Annotated in this window: 14 protein-coding genes; 7 read left to right on the forward strand and 7 right to left on the reverse strand. The window is 69.9% G+C overall.

The features are described from left to right. The first annotated feature begins 176 nt into the window (after positions 1–176). Together AB0K67_RS16050 and AB0K67_RS16055 are read left to right on the forward strand one after the other, a co-directional pair. On the forward strand, positions 177–2414 hold the full coding sequence (locus AB0K67_RS16050) for a transporter substrate-binding domain-containing protein (protein ID WP_364059615.1): 2238 nt from the start codon (positions 177–179) through the stop codon (positions 2412–2414). Positions 2415–2472: 58 nt separating this feature from the next. Then, the gene (locus AB0K67_RS16055; RefSeq protein ID WP_364059618.1) at positions 2473–3459 is read left to right on the forward strand and encodes a malate dehydrogenase; all 987 of its coding nucleotides are present in this window, start codon (positions 2473–2475) and stop codon (positions 3457–3459) included. A 115-nt stretch (positions 3460–3574) separates the two neighbouring features. Here the strand turns inward: AB0K67_RS16055 and AB0K67_RS16060 are convergent, their stop codons facing one another. Both AB0K67_RS16060 and galE read right to left on the reverse strand, forming a co-directional pair. After that, positions 3575–3697 carry a hypothetical protein gene (locus AB0K67_RS16060; protein ID WP_364059621.1) on the reverse strand — a complete coding sequence of 41 codons (123 nt, stop codon included), beginning with the start codon at positions 3695–3697 and terminating at the stop codon, positions 3575–3577. Positions 3698–3764: 67 nt separating this feature from the next. Continuing rightward, a complete protein-coding gene (galE, locus tag AB0K67_RS16065; protein WP_364059624.1) occupies positions 3765–4712 on the reverse strand; it encodes a UDP-glucose 4-epimerase GalE in 948 nt (315 codons plus the stop codon). Between the two features lie 86 nt (positions 4713–4798). Here galE and AB0K67_RS16070 point away from each other — a divergent pair, with 86 nt between their 5' ends. Together AB0K67_RS16070 and trpS are read left to right on the forward strand one after the other, a co-directional pair. After that, positions 4799–6112: a hemolysin family protein gene (locus tag AB0K67_RS16070; RefSeq protein WP_364059627.1), complete on the forward strand. Its 1314-nt coding sequence runs from the start codon at positions 4799–4801 to the stop codon at positions 6110–6112. Positions 6113–6126: 14 nt separating this feature from the next. Continuing rightward, entirely contained in the window at positions 6127–7125 is a 999-nt protein-coding gene (gene trpS / locus AB0K67_RS16075) for a tryptophan--tRNA ligase (RefSeq protein WP_364059630.1), read from the forward strand. Between the two features lie 71 nt (positions 7126–7196). Here the strand turns inward: trpS and AB0K67_RS16080 are convergent, their stop codons facing one another. Both AB0K67_RS16080 and AB0K67_RS16085 read right to left on the reverse strand, forming a co-directional pair. Further along, the gene (locus AB0K67_RS16080) at positions 7197–7484 is read right to left on the reverse strand and encodes a hypothetical protein (protein ID WP_364059633.1); all 288 of its coding nucleotides are present in this window, start codon (positions 7482–7484) and stop codon (positions 7197–7199) included. A 121-nt stretch (positions 7485–7605) separates the two neighbouring features. Then, on the reverse strand, positions 7606–8796 hold the full coding sequence (locus AB0K67_RS16085) for a helix-turn-helix transcriptional regulator (RefSeq protein ID WP_364059636.1): 1191 nt from the start codon (positions 8794–8796) through the stop codon (positions 7606–7608). Positions 8797–9075: 279 nt separating this feature from the next. Here AB0K67_RS16085 and AB0K67_RS16090 point away from each other — a divergent pair, with 279 nt between their 5' ends. Further along, a complete protein-coding gene (locus tag AB0K67_RS16090; protein ID WP_364059639.1) occupies positions 9076–10086 on the forward strand; it encodes a YihY/virulence factor BrkB family protein in 1011 nt (336 codons plus the stop codon). Here AB0K67_RS16090 and AB0K67_RS16095 read toward each other — a convergent pair. Beyond that, entirely contained in the window at positions 10075–11211 is a 1137-nt protein-coding gene (locus tag AB0K67_RS16095; protein WP_364059642.1) for a D-alanyl-D-alanine carboxypeptidase, read from the reverse strand. The two genes, AB0K67_RS16090 and AB0K67_RS16095, sit on opposite strands and share 12 nt — an antisense overlap. 129 nt (positions 11212–11340) lie before the next feature. Here AB0K67_RS16095 and AB0K67_RS16100 point away from each other — a divergent pair, with 129 nt between their 5' ends. After that, positions 11341–11523: a hypothetical protein gene (locus AB0K67_RS16100; RefSeq protein ID WP_364059645.1), complete on the forward strand. Its 183-nt coding sequence runs from the start codon at positions 11341–11343 to the stop codon at positions 11521–11523. On the opposite strand, the gene AB0K67_RS16105 is transcribed toward AB0K67_RS16100, so the two are convergent. Then, positions 11495–12886 (reverse strand): peptide ligase PGM1-related protein, encoded by a 1392-nt coding sequence (locus AB0K67_RS16105; protein ID WP_364059648.1) that lies wholly within the window; start codon positions 12884–12886, stop codon positions 11495–11497. The genes AB0K67_RS16100 and AB0K67_RS16105 overlap by 29 nt on opposite strands. Before the next feature lie 518 nt (positions 12887–13404). Here AB0K67_RS16105 and AB0K67_RS16110 point away from each other — a divergent pair. After that, entirely contained in the window at positions 13405–14628 is a 1224-nt protein-coding gene (locus AB0K67_RS16110; protein WP_364059651.1) for a M20 family metallopeptidase, read from the forward strand. A gap of 654 nt (positions 14629–15282) precedes the next feature. Here AB0K67_RS16110 and AB0K67_RS16115 read toward each other — a convergent pair. Further along, on the reverse strand, positions 15283–17172 hold the full coding sequence (locus AB0K67_RS16115) for a Xaa-Pro dipeptidyl-peptidase (RefSeq protein WP_364059654.1): 1890 nt from the start codon (positions 17170–17172) through the stop codon (positions 15283–15285). Between the last annotated feature and the right edge of the window lie 225 nt (positions 17173–17397).

Genomic DNA, 17397 nt, shown 5'->3' on the forward strand with positions numbered 1-17397 from the left:
GATCATCTGGATTCCACACACCCACATGATCACTGCGGTGGCCGTCTCACGTCTCAGCCTCGACCAGATCGAGATCTCGAAGTGCGGCTGGAGTACTAAGCCTCAACCGATCCCTGAGAAGTTGCCGAGCGTCGTAAAGTTTGCGTCGATGGGTTCAGTACACGTGGGGATGACGAATGCCGCAGATCTCGCCGCTGGTCGCCGGCGATCCCACCGAGCTGGGGTCCTTCCGGCTGTCAGGACGGATCGGTGAGGGCGGGCAGGGCATCGTCTACCTGGGGGTCAACGGCCAGGGCGAGCGGGCCGCGATCAAGCTGCTGCACGTCAAGTTCAGCGGTGACCAGATCGCGCGCTCGCGCTTTGCGAGGGAGCTGAAGGCGGCGCAGCGGGTCGCGTCGTTCTGCACGGCCCGGGTGATCGAGGCCGACCTCGACGGCGACACGCCGTACATCGCGAGCGAGTACATCGACGGCCGGCCGCTGCGCGAGATCGTCGAGACCGACGGGCCGCTCACCGGCACCGTGCTCGACCGGCTGGCCATCGGCACGGCCACCGCGCTGACCGCCATCCACCACGCCTCGATCATCCACCGCGACTTCAAGCCCGACAACGTGCTGATCGCCGCCGACGGGCCGCGCGTGGTCGACTTCGGCATCGCCCGGATCATCGACTCCACCGGCACGATCACCAGCCGCGCCATCGGCACGCCCGCCTACATGGCGCCCGAGCAGATCGCCGGCGACGACATCGGGCCGTACACCGACGTGTTCTCGTGGGGCGCGACCATCGCGTTCGCCGCCACCGGGAAGGTGGCCTTCGAGGGCAAGTCGATCGCGGTCGTGCTCAACCGCATACTCAACCACGAAGTCGACGTCACCATGATGGACGAGCCGCTGCGCAGCGTGGTGCGCTCGGCGCTGGCGAAGAACCCCGCCGACCGGCCGTCCGCCGACCAGATCCTGCTGCGGCTGCTCGGCCAGTCCTCCTCGGCCAAGGGTGCCTCGACGGCGGTGCTGACCAAGGGCGCCGAGGTGGCGAGCGACGACACCACGCCGTTCCTGCGGGTGTCGGCGAAGTCGATCACCGACCGTCCGGGCGCGACGGGCGCGACGGGCGCGACGGGCGCGACCGGGGCGACCGGGGCGACGGGGGCGCAGTCTTCGTCCGGCTCTTCCGTCGTGCCGGGCGCGCGCACCGGCTCCCAGGTCGCGCAGAGCGGCCGTACCGGTGGGCAGGCGGTGTCCGGCACCCATTCCGGCACGTCAGCGCCTCAGACCGGTGCCCAGGCCCCGCAGAGCGGCACGTCAGCGCCTCCGGCGGGTGCCCGGACACCTCAGACCGGGGTCCCCCATGGCGGCACGCCGGTGCCGCACAGCGGCCCGCACGCCGTCGCGCCCACGGGGCTTCCCACGGCTCCCACCGCGGCCTCCGGGATTCAGCATCCGCCGACCGGCCCCGGGCACACCGGTGGCGTGGCGCCGCCGGACGGAGGTGCGGTGCCGTACGGGCCGGTCGAGCCCGCCGCGCCCGCCCGGCGTCGGCGGGCCCGGCTGTGGATCGCGGTGGTCACGGTGCTCGTGCTGCTCGCCGCCGCGGCGCTCGCCCTGTTAGCGAACGGCTGGAACCCGCTGGCCTTCGGTGAGCAGACCGACCCGACGCCGCCGCGCAAGGGGTCAGGGGGGAAGACCAGATACACCTCGGTCGTGGACAAGGTGGCCGAGACCGGGAAGATCGTGATCGGTGTCAAGGGCGACCTTCCCGGTATCGGGCTGCAGAACGGCGACTCCTTCCAGGGCTTCGACGTCGATGTCGCCAAGCGCATCGCGGCGGAGCTGGGCGCGAGGCAGACGACGTTCGTCAGGGTCGGCCGCTTCGACCGCGCGTCCGCGCTGGCCGAGGGGCGGGTCGATCTCGTCGTGGCCACGTACTCGATCGACGACAGCGACACGCAGTTCGCCGGGCCGTACTACCTTGCGCACCAGGACGTCCTGGTGCGCAAGGGCGACATCGACGACATCGGCGACCTGAAGGGCAAGGCCATCTGCGCGCCCAACACCCCGTCGGTCGGCGTCGTCCAGGACCGCGTGCCGGTCAAGCCGGTCGCGGCCAGCGACTACGCCGCCTGCATGGACATGCTGCGCACCGGCCAGGTGGACGCGGTGCCCGGCGAGGACCTCATCCTGGCCGGGTTCGCGGCCCGCGAGAACATCCGCTACAAGGTCCTCGGACTCAAGCTCAGCAACGAGCGCTACGCGGTCGGCATCAAGAAGGGCGACGTCAAGACCTGCAAGGCCGTGTCCGGCATCATCGCCGACATGTACGCCAAGGGCGTCATCAAGCAGCTCCTGACCAGCTATTTCAGCAAGGTCGACTTCAACGAGGAGCTGAAGGTGCCCGCGATGGAAACCTGCTGATGACGAGCGGGTAACATCCCGAACGTCAATGAACCACGCAGCGAGTTAGGGGAAGGCCATGGCGTCGTCAGCCACTGAGCCCGTCAAGGTGACCGTTACCGGAGCCGCCGGCCAGATCGGCTACGCATTGCTGTTTCGCATCGCGTCCGGGCAGCTGCTCGGTGCCGACACGCCGGTGAAGCTGAGCCTGCTGGAGATCCCGGCGGCGGTGAAGGCTGCCGAGGGCACCGCGATGGAGCTGGACGACTGCGCGTTCCCGCTGCTGTCCGGCATCGAGATCACCGATGACCCCAATGTCGCCTTCGACGGTGCCAACATCGCACTGCTTGTCGGTGCCATGCCGCGTAAGGCCGGCATGGAGCGCGGCGACCTGCTCGGCGCCAACGGCGGCATCTTCGGCCCGCAGGGCAAGGCGATCAACGACCACGCCGCCGACGACATCAAGGTCCTGGTCGTGGGCAACCCGGCCAACACCAACGCGCTCATCGCCCAGCAGCACGCCCCCGACGTGCCGGCCGAGCGCTTCACCGCGATGACCCGCCTCGACCACAACCGCGCGATCTCGCAGCTCGCGGCCAAGCTCCAGGTGCCGGTCACCGAGATCAAGCACATGACGATCTGGGGCAACCACTCCGCGACGCAGTACCCCGACCTGTTCCACGCCGAGGTCGGCGGCAAGACCGCGGCCGAGCTGGTCGAGGAGGAGTGGCTGCGCGACACGTTCATCCCGACCGTGGCCAAGCGCGGCGCGGCCATCATCGAGGCGCGCGGCGCGTCCTCTGCCGCCTCCGCCGCCAACGCCGCGATCGACCACGTCTACGACTGGGTCCACGGCACCGAGTGGACCTCGGCCGCCGTGGTGTCCGACGGCTCCTACGGCGTGCCGGAGGGCCTCATCTCGTCCTTCCCGGTGCGCGCGGTGGACGGCCGTTACGAGATCATCCAGGGCCTGGAGATCGACGCCTTCTCCCGCGAGCGCATCGACGCCAGCGTGCGCGAGCTGGAGGAGGAGCGCCGGGCGGTCAAGGAGCTCGGCCTCATCTGAGCAGCGTCCGGTTTCATCTGCGGCACGCGCGCCTTCCGCCTCGGCGGGGGCGCGCGTTCGCGTTCGAGCCGGTCGCGTGCGTGCCGGTCATGAAGGGCCGGTCATGAAGGGCCGGTCATGTAGGGCTCGCCTCGACGCACGGCACCGTGCCGGCGGCCGGTACGGGCTCCGGCGTGGCGATGACCACGCCGGCGGCGGTCAGGAGGCTGCCCACCACGACGAGGGCGACGAAGAGCACCCTCGTGACCCTTGGTGAAAAGCTCCTCACATTTCGGTATCACAGCACAGATCGCCCCCGCGAGGGGTCATTTCCGAGAAAGCGCTCCCCAGGCGTCGGCGACGATGTCGCGCAGCGCCGCCCGCTCGGCCTTCCACCCCAGCTCACGCTGGATTTTCGCGGACGATGCCACCAGCACGGCCGGGTCGCCGGGCCGCCGCTCGCCCACCACCGCGGGGATCTCGTGGCCGGTGACCTCGCGGCAGACGTCGATGACCTCCTGCACGGAGAAGCCGGTGCCGTTGCCCAGGTTGTAGATCTCGTGCCGGCCGGGCGTGACCGCGTCAAGCGCCAGCAGGTGGGCCCTGGCCAGGTCGGCGACGTGGATGTAGTCGCGGATGCAGGTGCCGTCGGGCGTGGGGTAGTCGGTGCCGAACACGCTCACCGACTCCCGCTCGCCGGTCGCGACCTTGAGCACGTTGGGGATGAGGTGGGTCTCGACCGCGTGCCGCTCGCGGTAGCGGCCGTAGGCGCCGGCCACGTTGAAGTAGCGCAGGCTCACCGCGCCCAGGCCGCGCTGCTCGGCGTACGCGGTGAGCGCGCTGTCCACGGCCAGCTTCGTCGCGCCGTACGGGTTGGTGGGCCGCGTGGGATCGGTCTCCTCGATGGGCGTGCGCTCGGGCTCGCCGTACGTGGCCGCCGTCGAGGAGAACACGATCCGGTGCACGTCGTGCTCCCGCATGGCGTCGAGCAGCGCCAGCGTGCCGCCCAGGTTGTTGGCCCAGTAGCGCTCGGGCTGCTGCACCGACTCGCCGACCAGCGACTTGGCGGCGAAGTGCAGCACCGCGTCAACGCCGTCGAGCGCCTGCCCGGCCTCGGCGATGTCGGCGCGGACGAACCGGGCGCCCTCGGGCACCGCGTCCTCGTGCCCGGTGGACAGGTCGTCGAGCACGGTCACCTCGTGCCCGGCCTCGATGAGCTGGGCCGCGACGACGCTGCCGATGTATCCGGCCCCTCCGGTGACCAGTAGCCTCATGTGTACCCCTGTGGAAATATGTTTGATTTTGTAAGGCTCGCGGTTCAGCATACGCCGGAAAGGCGGCGAGTACGCTGCCAACCACCATGTTTGACACCGTCGCGGCCAACATCGCCCTGGTCCTGCTCTTCATCCTGATCGGGGGCTTCTTCGCCGCCGCCGAGATCGCCATGGTGTCCCTGCGCGACAGCCAGGTCCGCAAGCTCTCCCAGCAGGGCAAGCGCGGTGAGCGGGTGGCCAAGCTGGCGCAGGACCCCAACAGGTTCCTGTCGGCCGTGCAGATCGGGGTGACCGTGGCCACCATGCTGTCGGCCGCGTTCGGTGCCGACCGGCTCGCCGCGCAGTTCGCGCCCGTCCTGGTGGGCTGGGGGGTGCCGGAGGCCGTGGCGGAGGTGCTTGCGCTGGTGCTGGTGACGCTGGCGATCTCGTACGTCTCCCTGGTCCTCGGCGAGCTGGCCCCCAAGCGCCTCGCGCTGCAGCGCACCGAGGGGCTCTCGCTCTTCGTCGCCCCGTTCCTCGACCGCATCGCCTCGCTGTCGCGCCCGGTCATCTGGATGCTGTCGAAGTCCACCGACCTCGTGGTCCGGCTGCTCGGCGGCAACCCGGCGGCCGACAGGGAGGAGGTCACCACCGAGGAGCTGCGCGACATGGTGGTGGGACACACCGACCTCACCGCCGACGAGCGCAAGCTCATCGTCGAGGTCTTCGCCGCCGGCAAACGGCAGCTCAGGGAGGTGATGCTGCCGCGTACGGAGGTGGAGTTCATGGACGCCGACACGCCGCTGAACGAGGCCGCCCGCCTGGCCGCGACGCTGCCGCACTCCCGGTTCCCCGTCTACCGCGAGTCGTACGACGAGGTGGTGGGCTTCGTCCACGTACGCGATCTGCTGGATCCCGGGCTGATCGGGCGCACCGAGCCGATCAGCGCCGTGGTGCCGATCAGGCCGGTCAAGTTCGTGCCCGCGTCCAAGCGCCTGCTCACCACGCTCAACGAGATGCGCGACGAGGGCCAGCACCTCGCGATCGTGGTGGACGAGTACGGCGGCACGGCCGGCATCGTCACCATGGAGGACCTGGTCGAGGAGCTGATCGGCGACATCAGGGACGAGTACGACATCGAGGAGGAGGTCGTCGTCCTGCCCGCCGGTGAGATCGAGATCGACGGCCTGACGAACCTCAACGACTTCGCCACCGAGACCGGCATCCGCCTGCCGGACGGCCCGTACGAGACGCTGGCCGGCTTCGTCATGGCCATGCTCGGCCACATGCCGGAGATTGGGGAGCGCGTGGAGTTCTCCGGCTTTGAGCTGATCGTGACCGAGCTCGACGGCCGCAGGATCGCTCGCGTCAGAGTGAAACGCCGACCGCCCGCCGAGTCGGCACCCGAGCAGGATTCCTGACACAATTGCCTGCTATGGCCAGACCTCGTGTACTCTCCGGCATCCAGCCCACAGCGGACTCATTCCACCTGGGCAACTACCTGGGTGCTCTCCGTCAGTGGGTCACGTTGCAGGAGACCCACGACGCGTTCTACTGCGTGGTCGATCTCCACGCGATCACGGTGCCGACCGAGCCCGCCGCGCTGCGCCGCCGCACCCGCGTGGCCGCCGCCCAGCTCTTCGCCGCCGGTCTCGACCCCGAGCAGTCCACGGTTTTCGTGCAGTCGCACGTACGCGAGCACACCGAGCTGGCGTGGATCCTGATCTGCCTCACCGGCATGGGCGAGGCCGGCAGGATGACGCAGTTCAAGGACAAGGCGGCCAAGTTCGGCGAGAGCGCGGCCAGCGTGGGTCTGTTCACCTACCCGATCCTGCAGGCCGCCGACATCCTGCTCTACCAGGCCGACCGGGTGCCGGTGGGCGCCGACCAGAAGCAGCACCTCGAGCTGACCCGCGACCTCGCGCAGCGCTTCAACCACCGCTTCGGCGAGACGTTCACGCTGCCCGAGCCGCACATCCTGAAGGAGGTCGAGAAGATCACCGACCTCCAGGACCCGACCTCGAAGATGTCGAAGTCGTCCTCCAGCCCCGCGGGCATCCTCGACGTGCTGGAGCAGCCGGGACCGCTGCGCAAGAAGGTCATGCGCGCGGTCACCGACACCGGCTCCGAGGTGCTCTTCGACGAGGAGAACAAGCCGGGCATCTCCAACCTGCTGCGCATCCAGTCCGCGCTGACCGGCACGCCCATCCCCGAGCTGGTGGCCCGCTACGAGGGCCAGGGCTACGGCACGTTCAAGAAGGACGTCGCCGAGGCGGTGGTCGAGACGTTCACGCCGATCAGGGAGCGCACGGAGAAGCTGCTCGCCGACGAGAAGGAGCTCGACCGGCTGCTCGCGATCGGCGCCGAGCGCGCGTCGGCGGTGGCCAAGCAGACCATGGAGCAGGTGCGCGACCGCGTCGGCTTCCTGGTCTGACAGTCCTGCCCTGACAGACTGCTCTGCGGTTTCGATGGCCCGGCCCGCTTGAGACGCGGCCGGGCCCTCGGTCAAACGCGCGGGCGCTCGCTGTCGCGGCGGGCCCCTTCGAGACGGGCCCCTTCGAGACGGGCGCCGTCATGGCGGGTGCTGTCAGGACGGGTGCTGTCGTGCCGGACGGCCCGGTGCAGGCGCAGGATGGCGCGCAGGGCGGCCAGGCTGGGCCTGCGCAGGCGGGTCTGGTCGCGAGTGGCGGTCCAGCCCGAGCGGTCGCGTTCGAACGACCATCCAGGAAACTCCCGCGCGGCCTCCTGGAGCAGGTGGTCCATGACGAAATCGGCACTCGGCGCTCTGGTCATGGGACGCAGCGTGGCATCTCGGCGGCTGACGGTGACGAACTCGGGGTAAAGATCTCCGCGTTCGCAGGGCCCGAACTGAGAGTTCGGGCCGGCCGGTCGATCCGGCGGGGTTCGCGGGGGTTCAGACGGTGATGTCGTGCCGCTCGGCCAGGTGGCGCACCTCGGGAGCCCATGACGGGCGGGCCCGCCGCGCCAGCGACCTGACCATCTCCCGCAGCAACAGCTTGTGATCGAGCTCCTCGGGGCTCTCCCGCTCGATGCGCAGCAGGTGGAGCAGGCTGGCCGCGTCGTCGCCGAGGTCCTCGCAGGCGCGCGCGACCTGGGCGAGGTGGGCGGTGCGCCGCTCGATGGACGGCGTGCGGCGCAGGTCGATGTCGTCGGCGATGCGCAGCACGTTCTCGGGGCGGCCGACGTCGTTCTCGATGCTGGCCATGTGGATGGCGACGTTCGTGGGGCCGAAGAAGGCGAGGTCGTAGCAGTCGGAGGAGTCGTCCACGCGCTCGGCCAGCCGGGCGGCGGTGCCGCGCAGGCGCTCCTTGGCGGCCTCGTCGTCGCCCCTGCGGGCCTCGCCGATGGCGGCGAGCAGGTGGAGCGCGCCCAGCGCCTTCAGGTGCCGCTCGTCGCCGTCGGGGACGTGCGGTTCGAGGAGTTCGAGCCCGCGCCTGGCCACGTCGTAGGCGATCTGGTGCATGTCGTCCGACAGCATCGACTGGCCGAGGCTCCAGTACGCCCACGCGGTCATCAGCGGGTCCTCCGACTCCTCGGCGAAGCGCATGGCCCGGTCGGCGGCGAGGTGCGCGAGATCCACCCTGCGCAGGTGCTTGAGCACGCCCCTGGCCAGCAGGTACGCGTCCGTCGCCGCCGCGCAGGCCCGCGGCGTGCGCTCCAGCGCCACGCTCTCGGCGTCGGTGACCAGCGACGGCAGCGCGGACATGAGGATCGAGTAGCGGCGCGTGGAGGTGAACCAGGCGTTGCGCGCGGCGGCCACCCGTTCTGAGAGCTGCTCGGCGTCGGGCGGCTCGATGTCGGGCCGCTGCGAGCGGCTGGTGAACAGGGCCCGCTCGATGTCGCCGATCTGCGGCCTGCTGGGCTCGTGCGAGTCGCGCGGCGCCTCGCCGAGCAGCACCGCCGTACGGACGCCGAGCACCTTGGCGATCTCTCTGAGCAGGGGGAGCGACGGGGTGCGCTTGCCGTGCTCGATCAGCTCGATGTGCCTGGGAGTGCAGCCGGACTGCGTCGCCAGCGCGGTGGTGCTCATTCCCCTTCGCTCGCGCTGGAGCCTGACCATGTGCCCGGTGCTGATTTCGGCCATGGGCGTGACGCCTCCTGGGTCGGTCGGAACACAGCACAGGCTAGGGCGCGCGAAGTCCGCACGTCCTGGTTTCCGCCCTGCTCAGAGCACATATGACGGGCGCGGAAACGTGTGAAACGCTCGCGTTCTCCGGTCGGCGGTGGCGGTCGCGGGGCGTGCCGTGCAGCCTGCTGGGCAGGTGCTTCACCACGAGGTGGCGGCGGCCGTCGCCGCCCTGGCGGACAGCGCCCGCGCGGTGGTCGGATGATCACCGCCCCGGGCCCGGGGTAAGAGGGTGTGATGGCGAGTCTGGCGGAGCGCGTGGCGGCGGCGAAGGCGTGGGGACGCGGCAGGCTGACCGACTGGCGGGTGCGCAGGCCCGCGCTCGACCACCTCATCAGGGCCGTGCACCGCTACCAGCTCCAGTCGGGCGACCGGCTGGCGGGCGCGGTGACGTACTTCGCGTTCCTGTCGTTCTTCCCGCTGGTGGCGCTCTCGTACGCGGTGCTCGGCTACGTGGTGGCGGCCAGCGAGACCGCCAAGGCGGCCCTGACCAAGGCCATCGAGGAGCGCCTTCCCGGCATCTCCAGCCAGCTCGACCTGGCCGCCATCGCCACGGCCAAGGAGACCGCCGGCATCATCGGCCTGCTCGGCCTGCTCTACGCCGGACTCGGCGCCATGGACGCGCTGCGCGGCGCGCTGCGCGAGATGTACATGACCACCGTGCCGCCGCTCGGCTTCTTCCTCGGCAAGCTGCGCGACCTGGCCTCGCTGCTGCTGATCGGGGTGACGGCGATCTCGTCCGTGCTGGTCGCCGGGTTCGCCACCACGGCCACGACCAACGTCATACGCCTGCTGTTCGGCTCCGAGTCCGAGCTCGCCGCCTTCGGCCTCCGCACGGCGGCGGTGGGGGCCGGCGTGGGCGCCGACTGGCTGCTGTTCGTGATCCTGCTGGGCTGGGTGGCGCGTACGGACCAGCCGTTCCGCGTGATCGCCAAGGGGGCGCTGCTCGGCGCTATCGGGTTCGGGGTGCTCAAGCAGATCGCGACGCTGCTGCTCGCGAACACGCTGGGCAACTCCGCGCTGTACGGCGTCTTCGCCGTCATCGTGGGCCTGCTGGTCTGGATCAACTTCTCGGCCAGGCTCGTGCTGTTCGTGGCCGCGTGGACGGCTACGGCGGGCTTCGGCCCGCCACCCGCCCCCTCCCCGATCCCCGCCGCCGAGCAGACGAGTCGGGCCAGGGAGGAGGCGCGGGAAGCCGAGCAGGCGGCCCTGGGGAGGGTGGAGCGGGAGCGCGCGTCAGAGACCTGAACGTGAGCGCTTGCGGCGGATGCCGAAGCCCAGCCAGAGCAGCCCGAACAGCAGCCCGCCGCCGATCACGATCGAGCCGACCATTCTGGTGGAGTCGGTCTGCTTGGAGGCGGCGGTGTCGAGCAGCGGCGGCTGCGCGGCCGGCGTGACGGACGCGGCGCCCGACGGTGCCGCCGACGGCGTGGCCTTGGCGGCCTGCGGCCCGGCGAGCGCGTTCGCGGGCAGCGGGTCCACCAGCTTGCCGACCGGGGTGGCCTTACCGCGTACGGCGAAGCCCCAGTCCAGCAGCTTGGCCACCTCGTCCCAGAAGAAGCCCTCGTGCCGCATGATGCTCACCACGATCGTGTGGCCGCCCCGGGTGGCCGCGCCGACGAAGCTCGCCCGTGCCTTCGACGTCCAGCCGTTCTTGACGCCGATCATGCCGTCGTAGCGCCACAGCAGCTTGTTGTGGTTGCTGATCTCGTAATAACCCTTGGGCGCCGGGAACTTGGCGGTCTTGGTGCTGATGTAGCGGCGGAAGTCGGGGTTGGCCAGGCCCGCGCGGGCGATCAGCGCGAGGTCGTAGGCCGAGCTGCTCTGCCCCTTCTCGTCCAGCCCGCTGGGCGTCTTGGCCACCGTGTCGTACGCCTGCAGGCGCTTGGCCTCGGCGTTCATGTCGGCCATGGTCTTGGCCACGCCGCCGTTCGTCTCCGCCAGCGCCATGGCGGCGTCGTTGCCCGACGCCATCATCAGCGCCCTGAACAGGTCCTCGACCTTGTACGTCGCCTTCGGCGACAGGCCGACCGCGCTGCCCTCCTGGTTGCAGGCGTTCCTGCTGGGCCGGATCTTGCGGTTCTTGTCCAGCTTGGGGATCAGCGTGAGCGCGGTCAGCGTCTTGAGCGTGCTGGCCGGCAGGTAGCGCCCGTGGGCGTCCTTGGCCGCGAGCACGTCGCCCGTGTCGGCGTCCGCGATGACGTACGAAGTAGCCTTGCTTTTGGGCGGCTTCTTGACGCCTGCGGGGGCGACCAGGCCGCGGCTGCCCAGCGCCTCGCCGCCGATCGGCGTCGTCGGTTCCGCGTGCGCGGTCCCGCCGGTGAGCGCGACCGAGGCGATGAGTGCCGTGACCGGCACGAGTTTCGTCCACATGGCGGGTCTCAGCGTAGCTCCGTGTTAGTGCACATGTGGCGACACATCCCCCGAAGATCCACGTTCGATGCTAGAGAGGCACATGTGTCACGAAAGATCGCCGGATTCCTCATCATCCTAGGCGCATTCATGATCTTCGAGTGGGTGAACCTCGGGTTTAACTTGGCCGACGGCCACCCCACCGCCTTCTACGTGGTGCACGGGGTACTGATCGTGGTGAACGTCGTGCTCGGCGTCGTCCTCGGGGTGATCGGCTGGCGCGCGTGGCGCGGCTCGGGAGAGGTCAGAGGCCGCACAGGAGACGGCGGGTGAGCGCGTGCAGCTCGTCGGCCTCCTCGCGGGAGTCGCCGATCGAGGTGAAGCCCAGCTTGCCGTGCTCGGGCAGCGCCCCGAGCAGATGGAACACATTTCCGGTACGCCGCTGGGCGTCGAAGCCGATGCCCAGCCGTTCGGCGGTCCGCATCACCTCACCCGGCGTGCGGCCGCGCAGGCAGACCGACGAGCAGTTGTCGGTCGCGGTGTAGTACTTGGGCTGGTCACCGGCCATGAGGTGGCCGGTGTCCGGGTCGTACGTGGCGCCGGTCGTCAGCACGGCGGCCCCGTACGGGTGCGTGGTGCCGCCGATGCGCAGGTTGATCTCGCACAGCAGCGCCGCGTACCCGGCGTCGCCCTTGAGCGCGAAGAAGTCCATGCCGAACAGCCCCACCACGCCGCGCTCGGCGAGCACCTGCGCGATGCGGGAGGCGGACGCGCCCACCTCGGCGCGGTACTCCGGCGCGGCGGGGAACGTGCAGCCCTGGTAGACGTGCCCGTTGGGGCCGCCGAGCACCTGGTCGTGGGTGGCCAGCACCCGGGCCTGACCGCCGGGCGTGATGCCGGCCAGCGCGCTGGGGTAGTACATCGGCCGGTGCTCGATGAACTCCTCCACCACCGCGCCCCGCTCCCGGATCTTCGCGGTGAAGCTCTCCCAGTCCTCGCCGTCGGCCGAGAAGCTGATCAGCGACCGGTCGGACCTCGTGACGATGGCGTTGCCCAGCCCCGAGTAGCCGTCGTTGAGCTTGACGATCACCCGCTCGCCCGGCAGGGCCTCGATCGCCTCCTCGATCTGCGAGACCGTCCGCACGTCGCCGAAGCCGCGGGCCATCGGCACCCCCGCCTCGTGGCCCACCTCTCTGGCGCCGCTCTTGGAGCCGTAGTAGGAGAGCGCCGTGGCGGGTCCGTAAAGGGGCACGCCGAGCAGCGAGGCCAGCTCCTCCTCCAGCTCGCTCAGCACGAACGGCACCAGCCAAGCGTCCCCGTCGATCGCCGCGCGCAGCTGCTCGATCACGTCGGGACGGTCGAGCACGCCCCTGGTCAACGGCTGGGACCAGGGATCGTCGAGGGTGATCAGCGTCAGACGCTTGGCCGCGTCATCCGGATCGGGCAGGAAGCCGAAGTAGTAGTCGATGATGTCGGGATCGACGGGTGCGGAGGACAGATAGACCACTTTGACCCCGGGCTCCCGGAGCGTCAGCAGCAGGAACAGCAGGCGCTCCTCGTAGGACCTGGCCGCCGTGATCCGGCGGAGCTCGTCCTGCGGAAGGGAGAGCGAGGGTACGACCACCAGGGTCCCCTCGCCCGGCTCGAAGATGCTCAACCCGGCATACTTCTCCCCGAACGGGATTTTAGTGATCATATAGCGAGTGAAACACGCAATCCTCCCAAAAGCAGCAACCGCCGAAGACTGATGACCATGACGGAAGGTGACAGGATTCGTAATCGCTGACCACGTTTGAACTGGCAGCATCGGGTCACGATCTACTGATCCCTTGTGACTATTTCAGGATCAGTCGCCTCCGTACGGAACGTGACAACCTGCGATTTCGGACGTGCTCCAAGCCAACTTTTGGGGAGTCTGTCGGTCCGGAGTCACGTGAGGGCGATAAAGTCGAAGCTATCGCCATCAGGCTTCACGGCCGACCGCCGTGTTCCTGGCTGCGGCTACGGCTGCTCGCGAACATGCAACGCGGGGCCGTGCGCCTGACGATGTGACGCCGACTTTTGGGCGGGGCGATCTTGTGACCGCCGCACCCGGCCGCTGTTCAACCAGGTGGTGGCCGCCGCGGCGATGGAGAGGTTCTTTTGGAGCGCATGAAGCCATGCATCGCCTAGCACTTTCCGGGCAGTGCATGGCATAGGACGGGACGGTGACATATGCGGGGACGTGAGCTTCGAGGAGAGCTCGACGCGTTCCTGGCGGAGACCGAGCAGGATCTCGTGGCATTCCGCCGCGACCTCCACATGCACCCGGAGCTGGCCTTCGCCGAATATCGCACGACGCAGCGGATCGCCGAGCGGCTCACCGCCGCCGGGCTCAAGCCCTCCGTACTTCCCAAGGGCAGCGGGCTGATCTGCGACGTCGGCAGCGGCGACGGTCCCACCATCGCCCTGCGCGCCGATATCGACGCCCTGCCCCTGCAGGACGAGAAGGACGTGCCCTACCGCTCCACCGTGGCCGGCGCCTGCCACGCCTGCGGCCACGACGTGCACACCACCGTCCTGCTCGGCACCTCGCTCTTCCTGGCCCAGCAGGCCGCCGCCGGGTTGCTGCCCGGCCGCGTACGCCTGATCTTCCAGCCCGCCGAGGAGCTGCCCGGCGGCGCGCTCGAAGTCATGGCCCACGGCGGCATCAGCGGCGTCGACCGCATCTTCGGTCTCCACTGCGACCCGCGCGTCGACGCCGGTCAGCTCGGCATCAGGACCGGCCCCATCACCTCCGCCTGCGACAAGATCGCCGTGCGCGTGTCCGGGCCCGGCGGCCACACCGCCCGCCCGCACCTGACCGCCGACCTCGTCTTCGCGCTGGCCAAGATCCTCACCGAGCTGCCCGCCGCGCTGTCGCGTCGCGTCGACCCGCGCTCCTCGCTCAGCCTCGTCTGGGGCAAGGTCGTCGCCGGGTCCGCGGCCAACGCCATCCCCGACGACGGCGTGGCCGAGGGCACCGTACGATGCCTCGACGAGGACGCCTGGCACGCCGCGCCCGACCTGATCAAGTCGCTGCTGGAGTCCGTCGCCGGGGCCTACGGCGTTGAGGCCACGCTCGACTACACCCGCGGTGTGCCGCCCGTGGTCAACGACGAGCTCAGCGTCGAGATGATGTCCGCCGCGGCCGAGCAGGCCCTGGGCTCCGGCGCCGTCGTCCCGACCCAGCAGTCGCTCGGCGGCGAGGACTTCGGCTGGTACCTCGAGTCGATCCCCGGCGCCTTCGCCCGCCTCGGCACCCGCTCGCCCGGCGGGGTGACGTACGACATCCACCAGGGGACCTTCGACGTGGACGAGAAGGCGATCGCCGCCGGGGTGCGCGTGATGGCCACCACGGCGCTGACCTCGCTGTGGGAGGTCGGCCCGATCGACTCCATCACCAACGCCATGGCCTGACCCGGGCTCGGCCTTGTGCACGGGGGCGCTGACCTCCCGCCGTCGTGAGGACCCTCGCCGCATTTCGGCGAGGGTCCTTTCGCTTGCAGGGGGACGTCGCACTCCGGGACGCGCCGAGCCCTCGCCGGGGTCCCCGCCCGGCCTCTGACCTCGAAGGGGGCTTCGCCGCACTTCTGCGAGGTCCCCGGCTCAACCCTCAAAAAGGGCCTCGCCGTGGTGCGGCGGGGTCCGTGCTTCGACTTCCGAAGGGCGTTGCCGTGGTGCGGCGGGGTCCGTGCTTCGACTTCCGAAGGGCGTTGCCGTGGTGCGGCGGGGTCCGTGCCCCGACCTCCGAAGGGCCTCGCCGGAGTTGTGGCGGGGTTTGCGGTCCGACCTCCGAGTGACCTTGCCGTGGTGCGGCGGGGTCTTTGGTGCGGAGGGAGGGTGTCGCGCTCGCGCCGTGTGCGAGGGGCTTCGGCGCACGTCGGCGCGGGGCCTTCTGGCGCGGGGCCGTCTGGCGCGGGGCGCGCTGCGGCGCCCGTTCGGCTGCGCAGGTTCCCGCTGTGCTGCGGGCCTCGCCCGGCATCGTTGCACGCCGCCGGAGGGCCCCTCTCCAACCCCCAGAAGGGACCTCGCCGTAGTTCGGTGAGGTCCCTTCGGTGCGGAGGGAGAGGGCTACGGGAGGCGGCCGAGGGTTACGGGGAGGTTGAGGGTGGAGCGGGACGGGGAGACGGTGATCTTGGTGCCCGGCGGATAGCGGAGGGTGTAGTCGTAGTCGGTCGAGATGATGACCAGGCCCAGGCGGTGACCCTTCTTGAAGAGGTAGTCCGTGGGCTGGAAGTCCCAGGTGAAGTCGTACTCCTTGCCGGGCCGCAGCGGCTCGGTACGGTCGGCGCGGTGGCGGTTGCGGACGTCGAGCCAGCCCCGCGTCACGATCTTGTACGGCGTGCTCGCCGTCCCGAGGTTCCGCAGCACGGTGCAGCCGGTGTCACCGGGCACCCCCTGGCCGTAGCAGTACTGCTCGCCCGTCGAGACGAGGGTGCCGTTCGGGCGGACGTCGGTGCCGTAGTCCACGAGCAGCGCCGTCAGGTACGGCGAGGCACCGTCCCTGAAGGACGCGCGCACCTTCACGGTCGGCGTACCGGAGATCCGGACGTCGGTCGGCAGCGCGGGGGTGGTGTAGGCGAGCCGGTTCGGGTCGCGGCCGGTGGCCTCGACGAGCTGCTCGGCTGTCCTGACCTTCTGATCCACGAACGTCTCCTTGCGCGCACCGGGCCGGGGCAGCAGCCCGAGGGAGGAGCCGGGCCCGGGGCGCAGGGGCACGGTGACGGTGCCGGGCAGCGGCCACGAGCGGTGCCGCTCCCACTGGCCGGCCGCGATCTCGACGTCGGCCTGCGGCTCGCGCATGATGCCGGAGTCGATGCCGTGCAGCCAGTGGTCGAACCAGCCGTGGAGCTGGCGCAGCCATTCGGCGGTGCGGAAGTTGAACGGGCTCATGTGGGTGCCCTGGTGCAGCCAGATCTTGCGCGGCACCCGCTGCTTGGCCAGCGCGTACCACCACTGGGCGAACTGCTTGGTCTTGACGTTCCAGTCGTTGAGCCCGTGCACGACGAAGACGCTGGCCTTCACCTTGCGCACGTCGTTGAGGTAGTTGCGGGCGTCCCAGAAGGGGCTGTAGTCGCCGGTGATCCGGTCCTGCTTGGCGGCGATCTCGTCGATGACGGCGCCGCACGCCTCCTGACCGTTCTCCCTGGTCAGTACGTACTTGGCGAGCACGTCGAGGTCCTCGCCCTGGAAGCCGCCGGGTGCGAGGACGCCGCCGTTGGCGCGGTAGTAGTCGTACCAGCTGGAGATGGCGGCGATCGGGACGATCGTCTCGAGCCCTTCGACGCCGGTGGCGGCGACGGCGTTGGGCAGGGTGCCGTTGTACGAGACGCCGATCATGCCGACCTTGCCGGTGGACCAGGTGGCGTGGACGGGGTCGCCGTCGGCGTCGAACCCCTTGGCGCGGCCGTTGAGCCAGTCGATGGCGGCCTTGGGGCCTGCGGTCTCGTTGCGGTCGCCGGAGGTGGGGCAGCCGGTGGCGCGGGCGCTGCCGACGTTCTCGACGAGGGCGATGGCGTAGCCGCGGGGCAGGAAGTAGTTGTCGTAGTAGCCGTCGAAGGGCCCGGCGTCCTGGCGGGACTTGAGCGTCATCAGCGCGGGCAGCGGGTTGCCGTGCTCGTCGACGTCCACGGGGTGGTTGGCGACGTCGTTGCCGGGCGCGTAGTACGGGCTCGCCTCCATGATGACCGGGACCTTGAGTCCCTGCTCGGTCTCCTTGGGGCGCAGGATGTCGACGGCGACCCGGTCAGGCTTGCCGTCGTTGTCGCTGTCGGTGCCCTCGACCTCGACGAACACCGTCTGCCTGACGGCGTCCGCCCGGGAGAAGACGGGCTGCGTCGCGTTGTTCTCGACCTTGATGGCGGGGGTGTCGGCCGAGGCGGGCGCGGTGCCGGTGAGATTGGTCACGAGTAACGCGGCCAGCGGCACGGCGAGCCTCCAGCGGGCCTTGCGAGGATGCATGCGGGCTCCGATGAGAGTGTTCGACCTTCGCTGGGAATCTCCGTCACGATGAGCCCTTGGGGCAAGGGGGAAACGAGGGGCGAAGTTGGGAGAAAGTTTCCGGATGTCGTACCGTGTGCCTGCTTCGTGCCTGATTCAGGTGCCAGGTCACGGACGCGAGTGATGTCGATAACGGAGCGGTTGCGACCCTGTGCGACGGTTTGGTGGTCCCTGGTCAAGCAACTA

It is taken from the genome of Nonomuraea sp. NPDC052634 (assembly GCF_040678535.1).
GTDB lineage: Bacteria > Actinomycetota > Actinomycetes > Streptosporangiales > Streptosporangiaceae > Nonomuraea > Nonomuraea fastidiosa.